Consider the following 23,317-nt stretch of genomic DNA (forward strand, 5'->3'; position numbering starts at 1 on the left):
CTTCAGGCGCTCGCGGTGGTATCGGATTCGATCGCCGCGAGCGCTTTGATGCAGGTGGACCCGAGAACCGCGGGGTCGCGCCCGATCATGTCGAGCGTCGTCGTGGCGACTGCGCCGCGGGGGAGTGAAGCCGCCCAGGCCTGCGCCACTGACGCGGGATGAACCGGATCGTCCACCGCCGACGCAATGCCGACCGGAACGCCCACCGCCCGTAGCGCGCTCTCGCCGAGTGAGTGGTACGACGCCGCCTCGTCGAGCGCAGCCGGGAGATCGGGCCACTGAGAGCGCCAGGAGCGCTCGAGTTCGGCTCCGAGCCACGCCGGACTCGACGCGAGCATCGCAGCGATCACCGACTCCAAGCCTTCGGAGCGCAGTTGCCCGGCGGTGAACCGCGCGCTCGCTGCTGCGGGGGCGTCGTCGGCCGAGCCCGTCCAGGCCGGAAGCGCTGCCAACACACTCACCGTTCGATCGGGATTGTCGGCGGCCCACTGGAGTGCAACGGCCGCTCCGATCGAGACCCCTCCGACGATGATTCGGCCGTGCGTGTCCGCGGCTCTGTCCATCGCGTCCAGATAGCCGTCCACGACACGCCGAGGGTCCGGTTCAATTGCGATGATGCGCACACCCAGAGCCTCCAGCGGCGCCCGGAATGCGCGGTCCGCGAAGTGGGCGTCAGAGCCTGTACCTGGGAGAACGACGGCAACGGTCGCCGATTCAGAGTTCTGCATCTCTTGATCTTGCCCGGTGCCCCCGAGACGCGGACTGACCGGTGTGGTTACACGCTCGTAATGGGTCTACAGTGGCGATCACACAGCCCTTCACGTGACGCGAAACCCTTGCGTCACACATGTTCGCAGGAGCGCGCAATGGCACCCGCCGCCGCAGGATATTTTCGTCGACTGACCCAGCGTCTGACCGAGGACGTCGACCAGTTGGACGCCCAGGAGATGGTCGAGTCCAACAAGGCTTCCGGAGGTCAGAAGGCATGCGATTGTCGTCGCGGTGAAGAAGTCACGATGGTGGGCCGACTCCGCAGCGTCGACGCGTGTCCCAAGTCGGGAAATGCCAGTATCGAGGCCGAGTTCTTCGATGGCACCGAGGTGATCAATCTCGTCTGGATCGGGCGTCGCCGGATCCCGGGAATCGAGACCGGTAAGACCCTGCTGATCCGCGGTCGTGTGGGCGAGCGTGACGGTCGCAAGGCGATCTTCAACCCTTACTACGAACTGCGCGGCGAATAGGCGCGTTTCCCGCATTTACCGTGCAACTCGGTGACTGTGGCACCCTCGACAGGTGACTGAAACACAACAGCGATCGGTAATCGACCAACTCGGCGGGCTGAGTGGTCTGATCTATTCGTCGTTGCCGATTCTGATTTTTGTCCCGGTCAACAGCATCTGGAATCTCACCGCGGCAATCTGGGCCGCATTGGGCGTCGCTGTCGCTATCGCGGCCTGGCGCCTCTTCCGCAAGGATTCCCTCCAACCCGCTATTTCCGGTTTTCTCGGAGTCGGAGTTTCCGCATTCATCGCCTACCGCACCGGCGACGCCAAAGGATATTTCCTCTTCGGTATCTACACGAGCCTCGCCTACGGTGCGGTCTTCCTGATTTCGATCCTCGTACGCTGGCCCCTCGTCGGAATCATCTGGGGCTATCTCAACGGGCACGGCAATCTCTGGCGCAAGCACAGCTCCGCCGTCCGGCTCTACGACGTCGCGACGGCAGCGTGGGCGTTGGTCTTCGGTGCGCGGTATCTCGTTCAGTCACAGCTCTACGACACCGACCACACCGGATGGCTCGCAGTCGCGCGTATCGGCATGGGTTGGCCGTTGACCGGTTTGGTGCTGCTCGTGACGGTCTGGGCTGTGCGTAAGGCCGATCGCATCGTCGAGCCTGAACCGGTTGTGGAGCCCGAAAGCAGCGAGCCCACCGCCACGGACGCAGGGTCCGAAGAGGTGGGCTCGGTGAATCTGACGAAGCCGCGCGAAGACCGAGATCTCAGCTGATCAGGTCCTGGTACTCGGGGTGCTTGTCGAGGAACTTCACGACGTACGGGCACACCGGATGAACCTTGAGGCCGCGTGCTCGTAGGTCGTCCAGAGCCTGGCGGACGAGAATCCCGGCCAATCCGAAACCTTCGAAGGCGGGGTAGATCTCGGTGTGGTTGAACGAGACGACGTCACCGGAGGTGGTGTAGTCCTCGATCCCGGCGAGGTCGCCGTCGGCATGGATCTCGTACCGGCTCTGGGCCGGATTGTCGGTGACTACGGTGTTTTCGGGCGCTTGTGCCATGTGATTCCCTTTCGTCGTCAGTGTGTTCGTCGGTCAATTCTCCAGGCGGAGTGCAACGCGCAACTGATCCTCGGCGTCGACGGCCGCAACGAAGAGCAGTTCGTCCCCGCCTTCGATGGGATCGTCCATCTGCGGGACGATCACGCGTCCGCCACGCAGGATGGTGACCAGTGCGCAGTCTCGCGGAAGTTCGAGTTTCTTGACGGCTTTTCCGGCAAGAGGTGTGTTGTCGGGCAACGTGATCTCGACGAGGTTGGCCTGTCCCTGCCGCAATGTCATCAGTTTGACCAGGTCACCGACCGAGACGGCCTCTTCGACGAGCGAAGCGAGCATCCGCGGTGTCGAGACGGCGACGTCCACGCCCCAGGACTCGTCGAAGAGCCACTCGTTGCGGGGATCGTTGACGCGGGCGACAACTCGGCGAACACCGAACTCGGTTTTCGCGAGCAGACTGAGGACCAGGTTTGCCTTGTCGTCTCCGGTCGCGGCAATCACGACCTCGTACGACTCCATCGACGCGTCCTCGAGTCTGCTGAGTTCGCAGGCGTCCGCGTGCACCCACTTCGCCTCGGGCACCGACTCCGGTTCGATGTGATCGAGTTTGCGTTCGATCAGCATGACGTCATGTGAGCTTCGAATCAGCTCTCGCGCAATGGAACGGCCTACGGCGCCGGCTCCGGCGATGGCGACCTTCATCGAGAACTTCCAATCACGTTGTAGTGCAACACAGTCGCAGTCTTGTTGTGGGGGGCGGCGTACGGATCAGTCATCTGCGGCCTCCCTCAGTCGTCGCTCGGCGGCGGGTTGCCGGCCAGTGCGACAGCTTCGGCGACGGTTCCCGACACGGCGGCGATGTAGACCTGATCGTCGGCCTGGATGACAGTCTTGCGGTCGGGGAGAATGCCGGTCCCGAAGCGGATGATGAAGGCGACTCTCGAACTGGTCGCGCCCTCGAGGAGCGCGATCGGCTTGCCCGCCCAATCCTCGTGCAGGGCAAGTTCGGTGATGGCGACAGTGCCCGAAGGATCGCGCCACTTCGCAGTCTGACTTTCCTTGGTCAACGTGTGCAGGAAACGATCCGTCGACCACGGCACGGTGGCGACCGTGGGAATGCCGAGTCGCTCGTAAACGGCGGCACGCTTGGCGTCGTAAATACGTGCGACGACGCGTTCGACGCCGAAAGTCTCGCGTGCGACTCGCGCTGCGATGATGTTGGAATTGTCTCCCGAGGACACCGCGGCAAAGGCGTCGGCCCGCTCGATTCCCGCCCGGACCAGCACGTCACGGTCGAACCCCATTCCCAGAACCTTGGTTCCCGGGAAGTCGAGATCGAGACGCAGAAACGCACTCTGATCGCGGTCGATGACGGCGACCTCATGTCCGATCCTGGTCAGAGACGCGGCGAGGGAAGAACCCACTCGACCGCACCCCATGATGACGACATACACGCCCTACTCCGTTCATGGACCCTCATGGCGCGATTGCACGCCGAATCGAACGGTACAGCCCCTCACGGGAAGAGCAAGTACAACGGTCGCTCGCGTGCCGGTTGTCACGACAAAAGGTGAAGTTGGGGCTCTGATGACTCCGAATCGGGCGAGACGGCTTACGCTTTGCACGTGTCTAAGCTCTCGACCGCTACCAAGCGGCTCCTGCTCGGTCGGCCGTTCCGAAGCGACAAACTCGGGCACACGCTGCTACCCAAGCGAATTGCACTACCGGTCTTCGCGTCCGACGCGATGTCGTCCGTCGCGTATGCCCCCGAAGAAATCTTCCTGGTTCTCTCCGTCGCGGGTATTTCCGCGTATGCGTACACACCCTGGATCGGATTGTCCGTCGCCATCGTCATGGCTGTGGTGGTGGCGAGCTACCGCCAGAACGTCCACGCATACCCCTCCGGTGGCGGCGACTACGAGGTCGCGACGGTCAACCTCGGCCCGACCGCCGGTCTGACCGTCGGTAGTGCGCTGATGGTCGACTACGTGCTGACGGTCGCCGTGTCGATCTCGTCGGCGGCGTCGAACATCGGCTCGGCTCTGCCGTTCGTCGCGCAGCACAAGGTGTTGTTCGCGGTTGCGGCGATCGTGTTGCTGACCGCGGTCAACCTTCGCGGTATCCGTGAATCGGGGACCGCGTTCGCAATTCCGACCTACGCATTCATCGTCGGCATGTTCCTGATGCTCGGGTGGGGATTCTTCCGGATCTACGTCCTCGGTGAGGATGTGCACGCGGAATCGTCGTCGTTCACGCTCAACGCCGAGGATTCGCATCTGTACGGAATTGCCTTCGCGTTCCTGATCGCCCGCGCATTCTCCTCGGGCTGTGCCGCACTGACCGGCGTCGAGGCCATCAGCAACGGCGTACCGGCGTTCCAGAAGCCGAAGTCGCGCAACGCTGCCACGACCTTGCTGCTGCTCGGGTCGATCGCCATCGTCCTGCTGATGGGCATCATCATCCTGGCTCAGAAGATCGGCATCGTCTACGCACACAATCCGCAGGAACAGCTGGTCGGAGCGCCGGAGGGCTACCATCAGAAGACCTTGATCGCGCAGATCGCCGAAGCCGTGTTCAGTGGTTTCCCGATCGGTTTCTTCTTCATGGCGATCGTCACGGCACTGATCCTGGTTCTGGCCGCGAACACCGCGTTCAACGGATTTCCGGTACTCGGATCGATCCTGGCGCAGGATCGGTACCTACCGCGTCAGCTGCACACGCGCGGCGACCGACTGGCATTCAGCAACGGAATCCTCTTCCTCTCCGGTGCTGCCATCGCATTCGTCGTGGTGTTCGGCGCCGAGGTCACCAAGCTCATCCAGTTGTACATCGTCGGCGTCTTCGTCTCGTTCGTGCTCAGCCAGACGGGCATGATCAAGCACTGGACTCGGCATCTGAAGTCCGAGACCGACAAGGCGCAACGGGCCCGTATGCAGCGCTCGCGAGTGATCAATTCGATCGGTCTGGCAATGACCGCCACCGTCTTGATCATCGTTCTGATCACCAAGTTCGCTGCCGGCGCATGGATCGCCATCGTCGCGATGGTCGCGATCTTCATCGTGATGAAGATGATCCGCAAGCACTACGACAGCGTCGCAGCCGAGCTCGAGGAGCAGGAGTGGGACGGCGTACTGCCCAGCCGCACGCACTCGATCGTGCTCGTCTCGAAGTTGCACATGCCGACGATGCGAGCTCTCGCCTACGCGCGAGCCACGCGACCGGACACCCTCGAAGCCATCACGGTCAACGTCGACGAGCCGGACACCCGTGCACTCGTGCGTGAGTGGGAGAAGAGCGACGTGACGGTTCCGCTCAAGGTGATCGAGTCGCCGTACCGCGAAATCACCAAGCCGGTTCTCGATTACGTCAAGCGTGTACGACGCGATGCTCCGCGTGACGTCGTCACCGTCTTCATTCCCGAGTACGTCGTCGGACACTGGTGGGAGCAGATCCTGCACAATCAGAGCGCGCTTCGTCTGAAGAGTCGTCTGCTTTTCCAGCCCGGCGTGATGGTGACCAGCGTTCCGTGGCAGCTGAGTTCGTCGGCAAAGGCGAAGCCGCTCGACATCGAGAAGACCGCAGGCGCCACGCGTCGCGGTTACGACACCGGCGAGAAATGATCACCGGCGAAAAATGATCGGCAACATCGAAATGGCAGGCGTAGTTCGTTGAGTGAGAATTGGACCGGACAGACCTTCGAGGTCGATCTGGGCAACCCCGGTCACGGCGGGTTCGTCGTCGCCCGGCACGAGGGGCGGGTCGTGTTCGTCCGTCACGGTTTGCCGGGGGAGCGTGCGCTGGTCCGGGTGACCGAGGACAAGGGCGGATCGTTTTGCCGCGCCGACGCGATCACCGTTCTCGACGCTTCTCCGCATCGGATCGATCCGACATGCCCGATCTCCGGCCCGGGCGGGGCGGGCTGCTGCGACTACTCGCATGCGGATCTGAGCGTCCAACGTGAGATGAAGACCTCGGTCGTGCGGGAGCAGCTTCTGCGACTGGCTCGTGTCGAATCGGACGTCGAGGTAGAGGAACTGCCCGGAACCGGAGGCGGAACGGGTTGGCGCACGCGAGTCCGGTTGGCGGTGGACGGGCACGGTGTCGCCGGATACCACGCGTACCGCAGCAACCGGATCGTCACAGACCTGCGGTGCACCCAGATCGATCAGAGCGCGTACGACGGTCTCGGCGGTGCGCAGTGGGCGCCAGGTAGCGAGCTGCAGGTCGTTCTCGACGCTGCGGGCGAGCGGCACGTCGTGGAAATCGCGGCACCCGCGGTGTCCAAGACGGGACGGCGGACGCCCGGGCGACGCGGCGCGATGGCACGCCGAGCGGCAAGCGGCGGCCCGCGAAAGACCCGAGTTGCCATCGGATCGGACACAGTGACCGAGCGCGTCGGCAGTCGAGAATGGGCGCTGGCCGCGACCGGTTTCTGGCAGGCCCATCGCGGCGCTGCGGCCGCGTACTCACAGGTGGTCGGGGAGTGGGCCGGAGCCGCTACCGCGGACACGGCCTGGGATCTCTACGGCGGTGTCGGCGTGTTCGCAGCTGTGCTCGCCGAGCTTGTCGGGTCGTCCGGCGTGGTGGAGTCCGTCGAATCTTCGGCGCGTGCAGTCGCGGACGGGCAGGCAGCGCTGTCCGATCTCGGTCAGGTGCGCTTCCACAGCGCCCGCGTCGAGAACATCATCGCGGATCTGGAGCGTTCGCCTGCTGTCGTCGTGCTCGACCCGCCACGTGCGGGGGCCGGCCGTCCGGTCGTGGAAGCTCTCGCCTCAACGGGCGCTGAGCGGATAGTCCACATCGGGTGCGACCCGGCGTCGTTCGGTCGCGATATCGGCCTCTACCTGGAGCAGGGCTTCAGAATCGGTGGCCTCCGGGCGTTCGACGCGTTCCCCCAGACTCACCACATGGAGTGCATCGCGCTCCTCGAACGCTGAGACGTCCCGAAATCTTTCCCTGAAACGGTGTGACGCTTCTCGCGTTCACAACAGTTGCTTGCATTACGCAACTAATCGTATAGTTTCGTTCTGCAAGTAGTTTTCCGTTTTCAAGTCACGGCTCGTTCGGGCCACTCGAATTCAGGGGTAGGCAATGTCGGTACAGCCGGAGACGGCCCAAGCGCTCGTCGACACGATCTTCATGTTCGGCAGATCGCTGCGAGCCGCGGTCACCACCGGTGCAGACAGCCTGCTGCCGCCTGCGCTGGTCAGTGTGTTGTTCATGCTGGCGGCGCGTGGGGAGTGCCGACAGAACGAATTGGCCGTCGATCTGTGTGTCAGTCAGTCGTCGCTCAGCCGACAAATGTCGGATCTGGTCGACGCTGGGTATGTCGAGAGAAATCCCGATCCGGCTGACAAGCGGGCGTTCCGCATCCGAGTATCGGAAGAGGGACACGACGTTTTACGGAGAACCACGCAGCGGCGTGCGGCGCGTTTGCGCAACATGCTCGAAGACTGGAGCCAGGAAGAGGCCATGGCCGCAGTGACATCGCTGCAACGTCTCAACGAGACGTTCGGCGCATCGAATCGGCAGGCCTCACCGGCAGTTCCGCACACGGGCGTAGAAAGTATTGGGAGATAAGGCACATGGCAGCAACAGTAGGAGAAACCCGGGCAAGTACCGGAGGTGACGGATCGGCTCGCGAAGCGGGCGCGATGACTCACCGCGAAATTCTCGAAGCACTCACCGGACTCATCGCAGCGCTGTTCACCGCGCTGCTCAGTAGCACCATCGTTTCCACAGCGCTTCCCACGATCATCGGTGAACTGCACGGAACTCAGACGCAGTACGCCTGGATCATCACGACAGCGTTGCTCGCCACCGCGGCGTCGACGCCGATCTGGGGCAAGCTTGCCGACCTCTACAACAAGAAGGTCCTGGTCCAGACCGCGATCGTCATCTTCGTGATCGGCTCGGTCATCGCCGGCGCGGCGCACAACGTTCCGTTGCTGCTCGGTGCGCGTGTCATCCAGGGCATCGGTATGGGCGGTCTGACCGCTCTCGTCGTAGCCATCATCGGCACGATCATCCCGCCGCGAGATCGCGGTCGCTACTCCGGATACATGGGTGCGGCCATGGCCGTCTCGATGTCCGGTGGACCGATCCTCGGCGGCGTCCTCGTGGACACTGCCGGCTGGCGCTGGTGCTTCTACGTATGTGTTCCGCTGGCAGTCATCGCATTGTTCCTGCTTCAGCGCACACTGCACGTCGAGACCGTGAAGAAGGACAACGTCTCCATCGACTGGATGGGCGCCACCTTGCTCACCGCCGGTGTCAGCGTCCTACTGATCTGGGTTTCGTTTGCCGGTCAGGACGACTACTACGCCTGGTTCTCGAAGGAGTCGGCCTTCTTCGTCATCGGTGGTCTGGCCCTGCTCGGCCTGACGATGTTCGTCGAATCCAAGGTCAAGGATCCGATCCTGCCGATCAAGATCATCACCGAGCGCACCACGGCTCTCGCGATCATCGCCTCGATCGCAGTTGGTGTCGGCCTCTTCGGCGCGACGACGTTCCTGACGCAGTACTTCCAGACCGCACGCGGATTCGATCCCACCGAAGCCGGATTGCTCACCATTCCGATGGTCGCAGGCATGCTCGTCGCCTCGGTCGGCTCGGGCCAGCTGATCACCAAGTTCGGTCAGTGGAAGCCCTTCATCGTCGCCGGCGCAGTTCTGCTGCTGGTCGGTTTCGGGCTGCTGTCGACGATCGACCACGCAACCAGCCTCTGGACCATCGGAATCTTCATCGCCATCGTGGGTCTCGGTACCGGCATGCTGATGCAGAACATCGTGCTCGCCGTGCAGAACACGGTCAGCGTCGAGAACATCGGCGCGGCCAGCAGTATCGTGGCGTTCTTCCGCACCTTCGGCGGCGCGATCGGCGTGTCGGTGCTCGGTTCGATTCTTGCGACCCGCGTCAAGACACTGACAGTCGATTCGGTCTCCACCTTGCCGCCCGAGCAGCAGGCAGTAGCTGGCAAGAGCCTCCAGGACGGCCTCGACCTGAGCAATATGCCTGACTTCGTCTCGCAGATCGTTCGGTTCGCCTACGGCGACGCAACAGGACGGATCTTCCTGGTCGCAGCGGTCGTCGCCGTGGTCACGCTCGTGTCGGTCATCTTCATCCCGAACCGTCCGTTGCGCACCACCATCGACATGGCAACCCCCGACGCCGAGCAGAAGTTCGAAGAAGAACGCGAAGAGAAGAACGAGGAGAAGAACCTCACTCGCTGATCCGCAAGCCCGGCTGGTCTACTGCCGGCCGCGTCTTCTGAATTACTGTTGTCACGCCATAGCCCATCGAACGCGGACCGAGATCGATTCTTCGATCTCTCCGCGTTCGACGGCTATCGGGGCCGAATCCGCTTTCATCGCCGCGACACGTCCGCGCATCGGCACGATCTGGTCGAAGTCCTCGAGCACCTCGAGGACTTCGACCAGATCTTTGTCTGCCAGGTCTGCGAACTGTCTGGCCTTCGATTCGGCTGCCGTCCAGGCCAATTCGCGTGCTCTTGTCGCCAGATCGCTGCGGTCGTCGAGATCGAACTCCAGTCCGTCGAGCCGAATCGCGTCGCCACCCACCGATACACATGCCGCGATGACGGCAGCGGGGGAGTTCGCCGCTTCCGGCTCCAGCTCTCGCAGTACGACTCGGAAAGTTGTCGATGCCGTGAATCCTGTTGTCTCCTGGCGGCCTCCGTCGCTCCACTGAGTCTGCGGATGGACGCTCAGCCCGGCGGTGGTGAGGTCCGCTCCGCGCACACCGCGCGCGTGCAGGGTCTCGGTCAGCGCAGTGGACAGACGCGCGACGGCGTCGAATGCGTCGGAAACGGCCGTCTGTGTCACCGATACTCCGATCGTCAATCGCACGATGTCGGGAACAGCTGTTGCAGTGGCAGTTCCGGTCACCGTGACAGTGGACGGCTCCGAGGTGAAGGCGGTGGTGGGCACGTGTGGTTCCTATCCGATTCGTCCGGCGGATATGACACTCCGCAACATCAGGTCCAATTGCTCGTAGGCGCCCGTAGCCAGTCGTTCGAGAAGCGCAAGTTTCAACTCGGGTGCCTGTGCGGTCAGTTCTGCATATCGCTCCGGAGTCAGCACGGCCACGGTGACCGTGGAATCGGCGCGGATGTCGTTGAGGAACGGAGTGTCGAGGAACATCGTCATCTCGCCGAACGTCATTCCGGCGGAGAGCGTCGTGATGCGGTGCTCGACCCCGTGCGCGTCGGTGAACATGGTGCTGACCTGGCCACTGAGAATCAGGTAGAAGCCAGACGCCGATTCACCTCGGCGGGCGATCTTCTCGCCGCGGGCATAGGTTCGCGTCTCCAACTCTGCCGAGAATCCCTCGATCTGTGCCGCGGACAGAGCATCGAGAACTGGGTGGTCCTCGATCGAGATCGTCGACGCCTGCCGATCGACCTCACAATGCACCGCAAGCAGAGTGTCTTCGCACCACTGCATGGCGGAATCGAGATCGGCAAAAACCCGACCACTTCTTCTGGCGGGGTCGATGCTCGAACTTCGTTGTCCCAGCAGTCCTTGCGGATCGACGACGGCCACCGCACAAGCCCGCTCGGCCAGTTGAACCTGCAGCGCGGTGATCATGCGTACTGCGACGTCGCTGGCGTCGTCGACGCGGCGGACGTCGATGACGACAACTTCGAGGCCCTCGTCCACCGAGCCGATTTCGCGGACCGCCGATTCGGCACCGGTGAAGAGGAGATCGCCGTGCAGTTCGTAGACCCGGCTGCGCTTGCCGACGTCGTCGAGCACGGCTTGTTCGGTCGGGGTGCGTCGTACTCGCGACGGTGCTTCGATGACGCTGTATCTGGCCCGGATCGACGAGCGTGACGCCCGCGTCACGTGGAGGAAGTGCAGTTCGAGTTCCTTCGACAGCGCGCGGGCAGACGCAACTCCGCGAACACTGTTGCCGTGAACGTCGAGCCTGGGGGAGTACACGGCGATGCCGATCTGGCCCGGCAGAACCGCCAGCACTCCGCCGCCGACGCCGCTCTTGGCCGGCAATCCGACCTCCACCAGCCACTTGCCGGCGCCGTCGTACATCCCGCAGGTTGCCATGACACTGAGGACCTGTTCGACGCCTGCGGGTGCCAGCGCACGCTCGTGGGTGAGCGGATTGACGCCGTTGTTCGCCATCGTCGCAGCCATCAGACTCAGATCACGGCAGGTCACGTCGATCGAACACTGACGGAAGTACAGGTCGACGGCCTCGTCGGGATTGCCGGTGATGACGTCGAAGGATCGCAGCATGTGGCCGATCGCACGGTTGCGGTGACCGGTGCGGGCCTCGGAGGTGTAGACGGCTTCGTTGAAGGTCAGCTCGCGGCCTGCGTATCGCGAGTACGCCGAGCGGATGCGCTCGAAGCGGGCCTCGGGATTCGGTCCGGCAACCAGTGATGCAGCGGTGATCGCCCCGGCATTGATCATGGGGTTTCGTGGCCGTTCGGTGAGCGGGTCGAGGCTGATTTCGTTGAACGGCTCGCCGGATGGTTCGACGTCGATTTTCGCGGCAACCGCCTCGCTTCCTCGATCGGCGAGAGCCAAGGCGTAGGTGAAGGGCTTCGAGATCGACTGAATGGTGAACGGGATTCGCGAGTCACCGATCTCGTAGACGTAACCGTCTACGGTGGCGATGCAGATTCCGAACGAATCGGGGGCGACCGCCGCGAGTTCGGGGATGTAGTCGGCCAACTCGCCTTCGTCGAGTGATCGGACTTCGTCGAACACTCGCGTTATCAGGTCGTCGACCACAGTTCCCATACGTCGACCTTAAGCTGACATGGCGGTCGTTTTGTGGAAGAAGAGTTGCCGAGTCGATCGCGACGGATCCCATTTGTCTGTGATTGCGATCACGAGCGATCCGCGGGATTTCGCTGTTACGCGAAGTCACACCGGAATCGGGCCGAGTCCGCGTGTCGGTTCGCCGGAACGCTCCGTAGACTGGCAGCACTGTCGCGAAGACAGCCGCGGCGCGCACCGGTGCAGCTGTGAAGCACGGAGGGAGCGATCTCGTTGGGTGTTCTTGCCCGCATTCAGGGTCCTGACGATCTACGTCAGTTGAGCCACGCCGAGATGACGGAGTTGGCCGACGAGATTCGTGAGTTCCTCGTGCTGAAGGTCGCTGCGACCGGTGGTCACCTCGGGCCCAACTTGGGCGTCGTGGAGTTGACCCTCGCACTGCACCGAATTTTCGACTCGCCGCAGGACGCGATCATCTTCGACACGGGCCATCAGGCCTACGTACACAAGATCCTCACCGGTCGTCAGGATCAGTTCGACACTCTGCGTAAGCAGGGCGGACTGTCCGGGTATCCGTGCCGCGCCGAGAGCGAACACGACTGGGTCGAGTCCTCTCACGCTTCCGCCGCGCTGTCCTATGCCGACGGCCTCGCGAAGGCCTTCGCGCTGACGGGTCAGAATCGCCACGTAGTTGCCGTCGTCGGTGACGGTGCGCTGACCGGCGGAATGTGTTGGGAAGCTCTCAACAATATCGCGGCAGGCAAGGACCGTTCGGTGGTGATCGTCGTCAACGACAACGGTCGCTCGTACGCACCGACCATCGGCGGACTCGCCGACCATCTCTCGGCACTGCGCACTGCGCCGAGTTACGAGCGCGCCCTCGACAGTGGCCGACGCATGGTCAAGAGACTGCCCTGGGTGGGGCGCACCGCGTACTCCGTCCTGCACGGAATGAAGGCGGGTCTCAAAGACGCGGTCAGCCCTCAGGTCATGTTCACCGATCTGGGTATCAAGTATCTCGGACCGGTGGACGGACACGACGAAGCCGCCATGGAATCGGCATTGCGCCGGGCAAAGGCCTACGGCGGACCGGTCATCGTCCATGCCGTCACTCGTAAGGGCAACGGTTACGCACACGCCGAGAACGACGTGGCCGACCAGATGCATGCCACCGGTGTCATCGATCCCGTCACCGGTCGCGGCACCAAGTCGTCCGCGCCGGACTGGACGTCGGTCTTCTCGGCCGCATTGATCGAGCAGGCTTCGCGTCGTGAGGACATCGTCGCCATCACCGCAGCGATGGCCGGGCCCACCGGCCTTGCGGCATTCGGTGAGAAGTTCCCCGACCGCATGTTCGACGTCGGTATCGCCGAGCAGCATGCGATGACCTCGGCCGCCGGTCTTGCACTTGGCGGACTTCACCCCGTCGTTGCTATCTACTCGACCTTCCTCAATCGGGCTTTCGACCAGTTGTTGATGGACGTCGCTCTACTCAAGCAACCGGTCACAGTCGTGCTCGACCGCGCCGGGGTCACCGGAGTCGACGGCGCCAGCCACAACGGCGTCTGGGATCTTTCGCTGCTCGGAATCATCCCGGGGATCCGCGTCGCGGCACCGCGTGACGCAGACACGCTGCGGGAAGAGTTGGACGAGGCGCTTCTCGTCGACGACGGCCCAACCGTCGTTCGTTTCCCGAAGGGCGCTGTACCCGAAGCGATTCCGGCCGTGAAGCGACTCGACGGAATGGTCGACGTTCTCAAGTCCAGCGAGGGTGAGCGCGGCGACGTGCTCCTCGTCGCGGTGGGCCCGTTTGCATCCCTGGCACTCGAGATTGCCGAGCGGCTCGACAAGCAGGGCATCTCGGTTGCCGTCGTCGATCCGCGGTGGGTTCTGCCGGTCGCGGATTCGCTGGTGAAGATGGCGGACAAGTACGCCCTCGTGGTCACCATCGAAGACGGTGGTCTGCACGGCGGCATCGGTTCGACGGTCTCGGCCGCGATGCGGGCAGCCGGAGTGCACACGTCGTGCCGCGACATGGGCGTTCCCCAGCAGTTCCTCGATCACGCCAGCCGCGAGGCCATCCACAAGGAACTCGGACTCACGGCTCAGGACCTCTCCCGCAAGATCACCGGCTGGGTGGCGGGGATGGGCAGCGTCGGCGTCCACGTCCAGGAAGACGCGTCCTCGGCGTCGGCTCAAGGTGAAGTCGCGCAAGGCTGACAGCTCGTCTCACGATAATCTTCACTACGATCTCGAAAAGCGGTGGCCCACGGATCAATCCGAGGGCCACCGCTTTCGGTGAAATCGTGAGAGTTCGCTACTGGACGGATTCGAGTGTGCTGCCTCGCGTTTCCTTCACGAACCTCAGGACGACGAACAGCGACAACACTGCCATGACGGCGTAGCCGGCGTAGGTGTACGACAGATTCCAATCGGCCAGTGCCGGGAACGTCCAGGACACCAGGAAGTTCGCGACCCAGTTGGTGGCGGTCGCAATTCCCACTGCTGCAGCACGCACGCGGTTGGGGAACATTTCGGAGATCAACACCCAGACGACCGGGCCCCAGGACAAGGCGAAGAAGAACACGAATGCGTTCGCCCCGATAAGAGCGATAGTGGCATTGGCTCCGGTCAGCGTCGCCACGGATTCGCCGATCTCGTTCTTGGTCACTGTTGCCGAATGGAAACAGAACGCTGCGGTGCCCAGTGAGATGGCCATACCGGCGGAACCGACCAGCAACAACGGCTTTCGACCGACCCGGTCGATGACGGCGATGGCGACAAACGTACCGACGATGTTGACCAAGGCGCTCACGACGCTGATCAGCAGGGACCGGTCAGCGCCGAATCCGACCGCCTGCCAGAGGGTGCTCGAGTAGTAGAAGATCACGTTGATGCCGACCAACTGCTGCAATGCGGCGAGTGCAATACCGACCCACACCAGATGGGAAACCCCGAGCCGCTTCGAGAAGAGTTGGCGGACTGTGGTCTTGGCTTGCTTCTCCGTCAGAGATTCGCGGATCTCGTTCATGCGTTCGGTGACGGCGTCGTGATCTCCACCTTCGAGATCGGAGATGATCTTGCGAGCACGATCGTCCTTGCCCTGCGCCACGAGGAACCGTGGAGATTCGGGAATCGTGGTTGTCATGATCAGGTACAGGACTGCGGGAACCGCCTCGAGCATCAGCATCCACTGCCAGGCTTCGAGGCCTGCGATCTGATTGCGATCACCACCGGCCGCGGCCTGGAGGGCGTAGTTGACCAACTGCGACACGGCGATTCCGAGAACGATAGCCAGCTGGTACATCGAGCCGAGACGTCCGCGAATCGCGGCGGGAGAGATCTCCGCGATGTAGGCCGGGGCGATGACTGACGCGAAACCCACTGCCAGGCCGCCGACCACGCGCCAGAATGTGAGGTCGTAGACGCTGAACGGAATTGCGGAGCCTACGGCGCCGATGATGAACAACACCGCGGCTATCTGCATGACGCGGATGCGGCCGAGTCGGTCGGCGAGTGTGCCTGCGATCCAGGCGCCGAGTGCTGCGCCGAGCAGAGTCAGTGAGACCGTGAGCCCGGTGCCCGAGGCGCCGATGTCGTACTTGTCTCGGATCGCACCGACCGCCCCGTTGATGACGGCGGTGTCGTATCCGAACAGAAAACCGCCGAGCGCGGCGGCGCCGGCGAAGAGCACTGCATGTCCGACGTCGGCGCGAGTAGCGCCTGATCCTCCGCCGGAGGCGGTTCCGCTGAATGCCATTCCTGCCCCCTCAAAGGCCCTACGGTCGACACCCCGATGCGCCGATCCATCCGCGAGCACTCTGCACGCTACGCCCACCGGGGCAGATTTGGCGGGGACTCACGCGCCGTTACCCAGCTGAGTCCATTCCCGCAGAGAATCAGCTTGACACAGTAATGTCGTATTGATTGCAGTTAGTATGCAAACAATATGGTAAGTGCAGGTGAGGGCGCTTTACTCGCCCGAGAGACGCTCGGCTTTTGCTGCGATGTCTTCGAGATCCTTCGCCATGAATTTCCGGGTCACCGCGCGCCCAACCGACCGAATACCGCTGTGAAGATCTTCGAGATACGTGAAGTGGATTCGGATTCACCGGAGAAATGCATCTCGAGTATCGTGCCTGTGGCGTCAGGCTTCAGCGTGAACCCACTCGTGTAGTTCATGCCGTGGGAGTTGGCTTTGACGACGGTGCGGGTGGGAGCCTCGACCTCGGTGACCCACATGTCCTCGGTTGCTTCCTTGCCCATCATCTTCCGAGTTTCACGCCACTTGGTGCCGACGGCGTATCCCTCTCCGGCGAGCCGTTCGATACGGATCAGGCCGGAGAGGGTGTCTGCAGCGTTGTCGAGGTCCGTCAGGACCTGCCACACAGTGTCCGCCGGTGCGTTGACGTGCCTGGTTACGGAGATCGAAAGTTCGGCCATGCAGGTGAGCATAAAGACCGTGACCGACACTGCATCTTTTCTAGGCGGAGGCGCGCTTTGCGGCTTCGCTCAACGTCGGTGTGATCTGGCCGAGGACCCACGGCGTGCTCAGGACGTTGACGTTGCTCAGTCCGCCGATGACCCGGGTGTCGCTGAGGAATGCGGTGGATCCACGCTTGACCGCGCCGAGTCCACCGACTGCGGGTATGCCGGACGGATCACCGGAGCCGTCGGTGAAGCCGACGATCACATCGGCGTCGATGTCGGCGATGTTCTCGTAGGAGATCGTCTTGAAGAACGATCCACCTGCATTGTCCGCGGCTAGCTTCTCGACGCCCGGTGCGTTGACGAACCCGAGTTCGGTCAGCACCTGGACCCGCGGATCAGTGGGCAGATAGACGTTGATGTTGCTCGAATCGGTGTCGAAGTTGACCACTGCCAATGTCTTTCCGGCGAACTCCGGGTGGGCTGTGGCGGTATCGGCGAGAGTCGCGTCGAGGCCGTCGACGAGCTTGTCGGCCTCTTCGCTCTTGCCGACTGCCTTGCCGACGATGCGGGTCTGGTCCTGCCAGGATGTCTGCCAGGCCGCGCCGGGGTAGGCGGCCGTCGGTGCGATCTTGCTCAGTTGGTTGTAGACGGATTCCTCGAAGCCCTCGTACGGCGCGAGGATGACGTCGGGGGTCAACGACGCGATGGACTCGATCGGCGGTTCTCCGCTGGCCGGCATGTCGAAGAGCGTTGTCTTGTCCGCGTCGAAGTAGTCCTGCGCCCAGGGCATGACGCCGTTGTCGTCCGCGCCGTAGGTGTACTTGGGCTGTCCGACCGGAGTCAGATCGAGTGCGTACAGGATGTCCTGCGCGTTCCATCCGAGGGTGACGAGGCGCTCGGGTTTCGAGTCGATGGTCGTGGTGGCGAAGGTGTTCTCGATGCTGACGGGGAATCCGCCCGTACCTTGGGATGTCGTGGATGTGCCTGAATCCGAGGAGCACGAGACAAGTGCGGTGACCGCGATTGCAGCCGCACCGAGGGCAGTGAAGCCCCGAACAGAAGTTTTCATGAAGGGCAGCCTAACCTACTGAATTTCGGCAGCCAAACGAAACCGATTGTGCCGTTTATGCAGGTGGGAGTCGGATCTGGACCGCGTTTCTCAGTGCACCGTTTCGGTGGGCAATACTTTCCTCGTGCGATCACAGCAGAAGATTCTCGGTGCCGCCCTCGGACTGATCGAAGGTGGCGGATTCGAGGCTGTGAACATTGCCGCAGTTGCCACCGCGGCCGGTGTCTCGCGCCAGACGGTGTACTCGATTTTCGGCACACGTGAAGAGGTCGTCTCCCAGGCGATGGGCGGTCTCGCTGTCGAGGTTCTCGGGGAGATCACGGCACAGGTGGAGTCGGTCGACACGGCGTGTGAATACGTCGTCGAATTCATCGTTGCCGCGCGAACTGCCGTGCGTGCTCACCCGGTGCTCGCGACTCTGCTCCTCGCCGAGCGGGGAAACCCTGTCTTCGATCTCGAAATGATGAGTCGAGCAATACCTTTCGCTGGTCAGATGCTCACCCCTATGGTCGAACGTGGCCTCGCCACCGAGGCGGAGTTGGATGAGATAGTGGAAATTGCCGTGCGACTGGGGCTTTCGGTTGTTGCATTCGACAGTGACCTCGTACATTCCGACGACTCCTTGCGGGCCTTTCTCTCGAGGTGGCTCGGGCCCGCAATCCGGTCGACCTCGTAGTTCCTTGCCTGCTCCGCCAAAACCTTGACACTCGAGCGTCAGAGTGTCTAGTTTTGGCGTGCCCGGAATTCTCTGGCGACATTCTTCGAGGGAGCACCAGTCATGTCCGGAGTGAAACGTAGATCGTTCTTGGCCGGTACGGCCGCCGTGGGAGTCGCGATGATGGCGCCACGCACGGCCAGGGCTGCAACAGGGATTCCGCTGACACGTGAAGTGCACCGTGCCGTGGTTATCGGATCGGGGTTCGGCGGCGGGGTGACGGCACTTCGCCTGGCCGAGGCGGGGGTTCCGGTCACTTTGCTGGAGAGAGGGATTCGGTGGCAGACCGGGCCGAATGCCGAAACTTTTCCGCACCCAGCCAGTCCGGACAAGCGCATCCTCTGGCATCAGTCCAACCCGACTCTGTTCGGCAGGCCGGCGATCTTCGAGCCGTACGCGGGTTTGTTGGAGACGGTGACCGGTGAGAACATGACCGCGATCTGCGCAGCCGGTGTGGGCGGCGGATCGCTTGTGTACCAAGGGATGACGCTGCAACCGGAAGAAGCGGTCTTCAACACGCACTTTCCGGAGGAGCTCGATTACGCACGAATGGACCGCGTCCATTACCCGCGGGTGGCGCGGATGCTGCAAGTGGAAACTGCACCAGACGAACTGATTTCCAGCCCGAACTACGAGGCGGCACGTGTATTCGCGCGTAACGCAACGCGTTCCGGTCTACCCGTGTCGAAGATTCCGATGCCGATCGACTGGAACTTCGCGTTGGCCGAACTGAGGGGTGAGATGAAGCCGTCTTACACCAACGGTGACGGCGCGCTCGGTGTCAACAACGGTGGCAAGCATTCGGTGGATGTCACCTACATTGCGGCTGCGGAAGCGACCGGATTGGTGAATGTGGAGACTCTGCACCAGGTCACCGATGTCGAGCGGGCTGCCGACGGACGGTGGCGCGTGTACGTGGACCGGACCGACATTTCCGGCAAGATTCTCGAGAACAAGATCTTGACGACGGATGCGCTCGTCATGGCTGCCGGCAGCATGAACACCACCAAACTCCTGGTCCGCGCCGCGGCAACGGGGCGGATCAGGGATCTACCGGACGAGCTCGGCGCAGGGTGGGGGACCAATGCCGATCGGATCTACATCTGGTCGGATCTCGCCGAGAACTTCGGTGCGACGCAGGGCGGGCCGGTCGTCTACGGCAGCCGGAACTGGGACGACCCGCATAATGCGTTCACCGTCATTCAGGCGTCGTTCCCGCCCGTTGCGTTCGACGCTCACAGCACGGTGATGGTCGGATTCGGTGTGAGCGACGACCGAGGTCGGTTCGTGTACGACTCGGCGCGGGGTGAGGCGGTGCTCCGTTGGCCGAAGGACGGGGATTCGGCGATCCAGCAAGGCCACATCGGGCCGGCCGCCCACCGGATCGCGGCAGGAGGACTGCTCACCGACACGAACGCGATACTGCCCTCCACGTGGCATCCCCTCGGCGGTGCCTGCATGAACTCGGTGTGCGATCTTGATGGGCGGGTTCTGGGCCAGCGGGGGTTGTACGTGCTCGACGGCGCTCTGCTGCCGGGAAACTCCGCTGCGTGCAATCCGTCGATGACCATCGCCGCCGTCGCGGAGCGTGCGCTCGAGAACATCGTGAAAGACGATGTGGGAACCCTATTCTGAACCTGCGCAAACGCCACGGACGGCGTACCCGAGGGCACGCCGTCCGTGACGGGTCGATCGACTGACTCAGACGCTGGCAACACCGGGCGCGAGGAAGCGCTTGCCGTTGACGACCTCGGAGGTACCGGTCCGGTCCAGGTACGGCGTGATGCCGCCGTTCCAGAATCCGAATCCGCCGCCGAGCAGCAGGCAGAGGTCGATGTCCTCGGCTGCCGCTACGACGCCCTCGTCGAGCATGATCTGAATTTCCTCGGCAAATGCACGACGTGTGCGCTCGAGGACCTCTTCCGAAGTTGACACCTTGTCACCCTGCGGCCACAGTGCGGCGACCTCGGGGTCGACGGCCTGACCGTTCTCGCCCCAGGTCCACACGCCGGGTTTGCGGGCCTCGACGAGTGCTTCGAGTCCGGGTGAGCTCTTGAACCGGTCCGGGTACGACTCCTGCAGGGTCTCACCGGTGTGCAGTGCCACTGCGGGTCCGACGAGGGCCAGCAAGGTGAACGGCGACATGGGCATGCCGAGTTCGGCGATGGCATTGTCTGCGACGTCGAAGGGGGTGCCTTCGTCGACGGCGGACATGACCTCACCCAAGGTGCGGGTGACGAGGCGGTTGAAGACGAAGCCGGCCTTGTCGCCGCAGAGGACGGCGGACTTCTTCAGCGACTTCGCGGTGGCGAAAGCCGTTGCGAGAGTGGCATCATCGGTCTTGCTGCCCTTGATGATCTCGAGGAGGGGAAGAACGGCCACCGGGTTGAAGAAGTGGAAGCCGACCACACGCTCGGGATGCTCGAGGCCGGACGCCATTTCCGTGATGGAGAGCGAAGAGGTGTTGGTGGCGAGGATGGTTTCGGGAGCAATGAACTGCTCGAGTTCCGCGAAGACCTTCTTCTTGACGTCCATGTTCTCGAAGACGGCTTCGATGACGAAGTCGGTCTTGGCGAACGCGGCCTTGTCGAGGGAGCCGGAGACGAGCGCCTTGAGGCGGTTCGCAGCGTCGGGGGACAGGCGTCCCTTGCCCTGGAGCTTCTCGATCTCGGTGTGGACGTAGCCGACACCCTTGTCGATGCGTTCCTGGTCGATGTCGGTCAGGATGACCGGCACCTTGAGCTGGCGGACGAAGAGCAGCGCGAGCTGGCTGGCCATGAGGCCGGCGCCGACGATGCCGACGCCGCTGACCTTACGAGCGAGCGAGCGGTCGGGTGCTCCGGCGGGACGCTTGGCGCGCTTGTTCACCAGATCGAAGGCGTACAGACCAGCCCGGAGCTCGTCCGTCAGCAGAAGATCGGCAAGAGCCTCGTCCTCGGCCGCGAAGCCCTTGTCGAGCGAGGCGGCATCGGTGATGTCGGTGCTGCGAGCCAGTTCGAGCAACTCGACGGCCTTGACGGCGCCGGGAGCGTTGCCCTTGGTCTTGCCGTCGACGATCGCCTTCGCACGAGCAATCGCGTCGTCCCAGCCCTGGCCACGATCGATCTCGGGGCGAGCGGGGGTCACTGTGCCGGCGAGGACCTGCGACGCCCAGGCGAGGGACTGCTCGATGAAGTCGGCAGAGTCGAGAACGACGTCGACGACGCCGAGTTCGAGTGCCTTCTTGGGGGAGAGCACCTTGTTCTGGTTCAGCGAGTTCTCGATACCCACGGTGACGGCGTTCGACGGGCCGACGAGGTTGGGGAGCAACTGCGTTCCGCCCCAACCGGGGACCAGACCGAGGAATGCTTCCGGAAGACCCAGTGCGCCCGCATTGGCGGCAACCGTGCGGTAGTGGCTGTGCAGTCCGACCTCGAGGCCGCCGCCCAGAGCGACACCGTTGATGAAGGCGAACGTGGGAACGGACGACTCACGCAGGCGTCGGAACACCTTGTGGCCCAAGCGGCCCAGCTCGAGTCCCTGCTCACGAGAGGTGATCGCGGGAACACCCTTGAGGTCCGCGCCGGCGGCGAAGATGAAGGGCTTGCCGGTGACGGCGATGGCAACCGGGTTGGCGGCAAAGGCTTCGTCGAGGGCGGCGTCGAATGCTGCGAGTCCGCCGGGACCGAAGGACGACGGCTTGGTGTGGTCGAAGCCGTTGTCGAGGGTGATCAGTGCAAACGGGCCCTCGATGCCGGGGACCGAGATGATCCTCGTGTAGGCGTTCGTCACGACCTCGTCGGCGAATGCTGTTGCAATATCAGACATTTAGTTGACTCCTGCCTGGTAGTCAGCGTGGTTCGGGTTCTCCCAGATGACGGTGCCGCCCATGCCGAGGCCGATGCACATGGTGGTCAAGCCGTAGCGCACGTCGGGACGCGTCGCGAACTGGCGGGAGAGCTGCGTCATCAGGCGAACGCCCGAGGAAGCGAGGGGGTGGCCACACGCGATGGCGCCGCCCCACTGGTTGACGCGCGGGTCGTCGTCGGCGATTCCGTAGTGCTCGAGGAACGCGAGGACCTGAACGGCGAACGCCTCGTTGATCTCGAAGAGTCCGATGTCCTCGATCTTGAGGCCGGTGCGTGCCAGCAGCTTCTCAGTGGCGGGAACCGGGCCGATGCCCATGACGGCGGGGTCGACGCCCTGGTAGGCGAAGCCCACCATGCGCATGCCGACCGGCAGGCCGAGCTCGGCTGCGGTGTCCTCACCGGCGAGCAGTGCTGCGGTGGCACCGTCGTTGAGTCCGGCTGCGTTACCGGCGGTGATGCGTCCGGCCGGGCGGAACGGCGTCTTGAGCTTCGCGAGATCTTCGACGGTGGTTCCGGGGCGCGGCGGCTCGTCTTCGGTGGCCAGACCCCAGCCCGCGGAACTGCGGGTGGCGACGGGGACCAGGGTGTCGGCGATGAAGCCGGCCTTCTTGGCAGCGTCGTACTTGTTCTGGCTGTTGACGGCGTAGGCGTCCGTGCGGTCCTTGGTGATGGTCGGGAACCGGTCGTGCAGGTTCTCGGCGGTGTTACCCATCACGAGGGCGCTCGGGTCGACCAGGCGGTCGGCGAGGAAACGCGGGTTGGGGTCTGCGCCCTCACCCATCGGGTGGTGACCCATGTGCTCGACGCCACCGGCGATCACGACGTCGTACTGGCCGAAGCCGATGCCCGACGCGGTCGTGGTGACGGCGGTCATCGCGCCGGCACACATGCGGTCGATGGCGAATCCTGGAACGGTTTCGGGGAGACCGGCGAGGATCGCAGCGGTGCGGCCGATGGTCAGGCCCTGGTCGCCGGTCTGTGTGGTGGCTGCAACGGCAACTTCGTCGATCCGTGCGGGATCGAGCTGCGGGTTGCGGCGAAGCAGCTCACGAATCGCCTTGACGACGAGATCGTCTGCGCGCGTGTCGGCGTACATGCCTTTCGGGCCGGCCTTGCCGAACGGGGTGCGAATGCCGTCGACGAAGACGACGTTGCGTTGGTTGTTTGTGGATGGAGCCACGCGAATTCCTCCTGATGGAGCTG

At 63.3% G+C, this 23,317-nt stretch carries 20 protein-coding genes; 9 read left to right on the forward strand and 11 right to left on the reverse strand.

The genetic code is table 11. The annotated features are described in order from the left end of the window. Window positions 1-2: 2 nt before the first annotated feature. On the reverse strand, window positions 3-728 hold the full coding sequence (locus tag AOT96_RS24430; protein ID WP_065352419.1) for an alpha/beta fold hydrolase: 726 nt from the start codon (window positions 726-728) through the stop codon (window positions 3-5). Between the two features lie 138 nt (window positions 729-866). Between AOT96_RS24430 and AOT96_RS24435 the strand changes: the two genes are divergently transcribed. Together AOT96_RS24435 and AOT96_RS24440 are read left to right on the forward strand one after the other, a co-directional pair. Continuing rightward, window positions 867-1,241, forward strand: coding sequence for an OB-fold nucleic acid binding domain-containing protein (locus AOT96_RS24435; protein WP_065352420.1), 375 nt, complete (start codon window positions 867-869; stop codon window positions 1,239-1,241). 52 nt (window positions 1,242-1,293) lie between these two features. After that, window positions 1,294-2,007, forward strand: a complete 714-nt coding sequence (locus AOT96_RS24440) for a DUF3159 domain-containing protein (protein ID WP_003942611.1) — start codon at window positions 1,294-1,296, stop codon at window positions 2,005-2,007. On the opposite strand, the gene AOT96_RS24445 is transcribed toward AOT96_RS24440, so the two are convergent. The 3 genes from AOT96_RS24445 to AOT96_RS24455 form a co-directional block, all read right to left on the reverse strand. Further along, window positions 2,000-2,293, reverse strand: a complete 294-nt coding sequence (locus tag AOT96_RS24445; RefSeq protein WP_007732853.1) for a GNAT family N-acetyltransferase — start codon at window positions 2,291-2,293, stop codon at window positions 2,000-2,002. The two genes, AOT96_RS24440 and AOT96_RS24445, sit on opposite strands and share 8 nt — an antisense overlap. A 33-nt stretch (window positions 2,294-2,326) precedes the next feature. Next, entirely contained in the window at window positions 2,327-2,989 is a 663-nt protein-coding gene (locus AOT96_RS24450; protein WP_003942632.1) for a potassium channel family protein, read from the reverse strand. 86 nt (window positions 2,990-3,075) lie between these two features. Continuing rightward, window positions 3,076-3,741 (reverse strand): potassium channel family protein, encoded by a 666-nt coding sequence (locus AOT96_RS24455; RefSeq protein ID WP_003942587.1) that lies wholly within the window; start codon window positions 3,739-3,741, stop codon window positions 3,076-3,078. A 171-nt stretch (window positions 3,742-3,912) separates the two neighbouring features. Between AOT96_RS24455 and AOT96_RS24460 the strand changes: the two genes are divergently transcribed. The 4 genes from AOT96_RS24460 to AOT96_RS24475 all read left to right on the forward strand — a co-directional run bounded on the left by AOT96_RS24460 (window position 3,913) and on the right by AOT96_RS24475 (window position 9,519). Continuing rightward, complete coding sequence (locus tag AOT96_RS24460; protein WP_007732857.1) at window positions 3,913-5,907, forward strand: APC family permease; 1,995 nt, start codon at window positions 3,913-3,915, stop codon at window positions 5,905-5,907. A 48-nt stretch (window positions 5,908-5,955) separates the two neighbouring features. Further along, on the forward strand, window positions 5,956-7,224 hold the full coding sequence (locus tag AOT96_RS24465; protein ID WP_065352421.1) for a class I SAM-dependent RNA methyltransferase: 1,269 nt from the start codon (window positions 5,956-5,958) through the stop codon (window positions 7,222-7,224). A 154-nt stretch (window positions 7,225-7,378) separates the two neighbouring features. Continuing rightward, a complete protein-coding gene (locus AOT96_RS24470; RefSeq protein WP_003942624.1) occupies window positions 7,379-7,867 on the forward strand; it encodes a MarR family winged helix-turn-helix transcriptional regulator in 489 nt (162 codons plus the stop codon). Window positions 7,868-7,872: 5 nt separating this feature from the next. Then, entirely contained in the window at window positions 7,873-9,519 is a 1,647-nt protein-coding gene (locus AOT96_RS24475) for an MDR family MFS transporter (protein ID WP_007732863.1), read from the forward strand. Between the two features lie 51 nt (window positions 9,520-9,570). Here AOT96_RS24475 and AOT96_RS24480 read toward each other — a convergent pair whose 3' ends face one another. Together AOT96_RS24480 and glsA are read right to left on the reverse strand one after the other, a co-directional pair. After that, window positions 9,571-10,236 carry an SIMPL domain-containing protein gene (locus AOT96_RS24480; protein WP_003942616.1) on the reverse strand — a complete coding sequence of 222 codons (666 nt, stop codon included), beginning with the start codon at window positions 10,234-10,236 and terminating at the stop codon, window positions 9,571-9,573. 9 nt (window positions 10,237-10,245) lie between these two features. After that, a complete protein-coding gene (glsA, locus tag AOT96_RS24485) occupies window positions 10,246-12,072 on the reverse strand; it encodes a glutaminase A (RefSeq protein WP_065352422.1) in 1,827 nt (608 codons plus the stop codon). Between the two features lie 252 nt (window positions 12,073-12,324). On the opposite strand from glsA, the gene dxs reads away from it, so the two are divergent. Continuing rightward, a complete protein-coding gene (gene dxs, locus AOT96_RS24490) occupies window positions 12,325-14,271 on the forward strand; it encodes a 1-deoxy-D-xylulose-5-phosphate synthase (protein ID WP_042449918.1) in 1,947 nt (648 codons plus the stop codon). Between the two features lie 97 nt (window positions 14,272-14,368). On the opposite strand, the gene AOT96_RS24495 is transcribed toward dxs, so the two are convergent. The 3 genes from AOT96_RS24495 to AOT96_RS24505 form a co-directional block, all read right to left on the reverse strand. Beyond that, window positions 14,369-15,811, reverse strand: coding sequence for a sugar porter family MFS transporter (locus AOT96_RS24495; RefSeq protein ID WP_007732869.1), 1,443 nt, complete (start codon window positions 15,809-15,811; stop codon window positions 14,369-14,371). A gap of 281 nt (window positions 15,812-16,092) precedes the next feature. Beyond that, complete coding sequence (locus AOT96_RS24500; protein WP_231917325.1) at window positions 16,093-16,494, reverse strand: SRPBCC family protein; 402 nt, start codon at window positions 16,492-16,494, stop codon at window positions 16,093-16,095. A gap of 40 nt (window positions 16,495-16,534) precedes the next feature. Continuing rightward, the gene (locus tag AOT96_RS24505) at window positions 16,535-17,551 is read right to left on the reverse strand and encodes an iron-siderophore ABC transporter substrate-binding protein (RefSeq protein ID WP_065352423.1); all 1,017 of its coding nucleotides are present in this window, start codon (window positions 17,549-17,551) and stop codon (window positions 16,535-16,537) included. A gap of 124 nt (window positions 17,552-17,675) precedes the next feature. Between AOT96_RS24505 and AOT96_RS24510 the strand changes: the two genes are divergently transcribed. Both AOT96_RS24510 and AOT96_RS24515 read left to right on the forward strand, forming a co-directional pair. Continuing rightward, window positions 17,676-18,227, forward strand: coding sequence for a TetR/AcrR family transcriptional regulator (locus AOT96_RS24510; protein ID WP_042920005.1), 552 nt, complete (start codon window positions 17,676-17,678; stop codon window positions 18,225-18,227). A 102-nt stretch (window positions 18,228-18,329) separates the two neighbouring features. After that, window positions 18,330-19,901 (forward strand): GMC oxidoreductase, encoded by a 1,572-nt coding sequence (locus AOT96_RS24515; RefSeq protein ID WP_083197661.1) that lies wholly within the window; start codon window positions 18,330-18,332, stop codon window positions 19,899-19,901. 66 nt (window positions 19,902-19,967) lie between these two features. Here AOT96_RS24515 and AOT96_RS24520 read toward each other — a convergent pair whose 3' ends face one another. Together AOT96_RS24520 and AOT96_RS24525 are read right to left on the reverse strand one after the other, a co-directional pair. Further along, a complete protein-coding gene (locus AOT96_RS24520; protein WP_065352424.1) occupies window positions 19,968-22,073 on the reverse strand; it encodes a 3-hydroxyacyl-CoA dehydrogenase NAD-binding domain-containing protein in 2,106 nt (701 codons plus the stop codon). Continuing rightward, window positions 22,074-23,294: a thiolase family protein gene (locus tag AOT96_RS24525; protein WP_003942598.1), complete on the reverse strand. Its 1,221-nt coding sequence runs from the start codon at window positions 23,292-23,294 to the stop codon at window positions 22,074-22,076. Window positions 23,295-23,317 lie beyond the last annotated feature (23 nt).

Source organism: Rhodococcus sp. 008 (assembly GCF_001682295.1).
GTDB lineage: Bacteria > Actinomycetota > Actinomycetes > Mycobacteriales > Mycobacteriaceae > Rhodococcus_F > Rhodococcus_F qingshengii.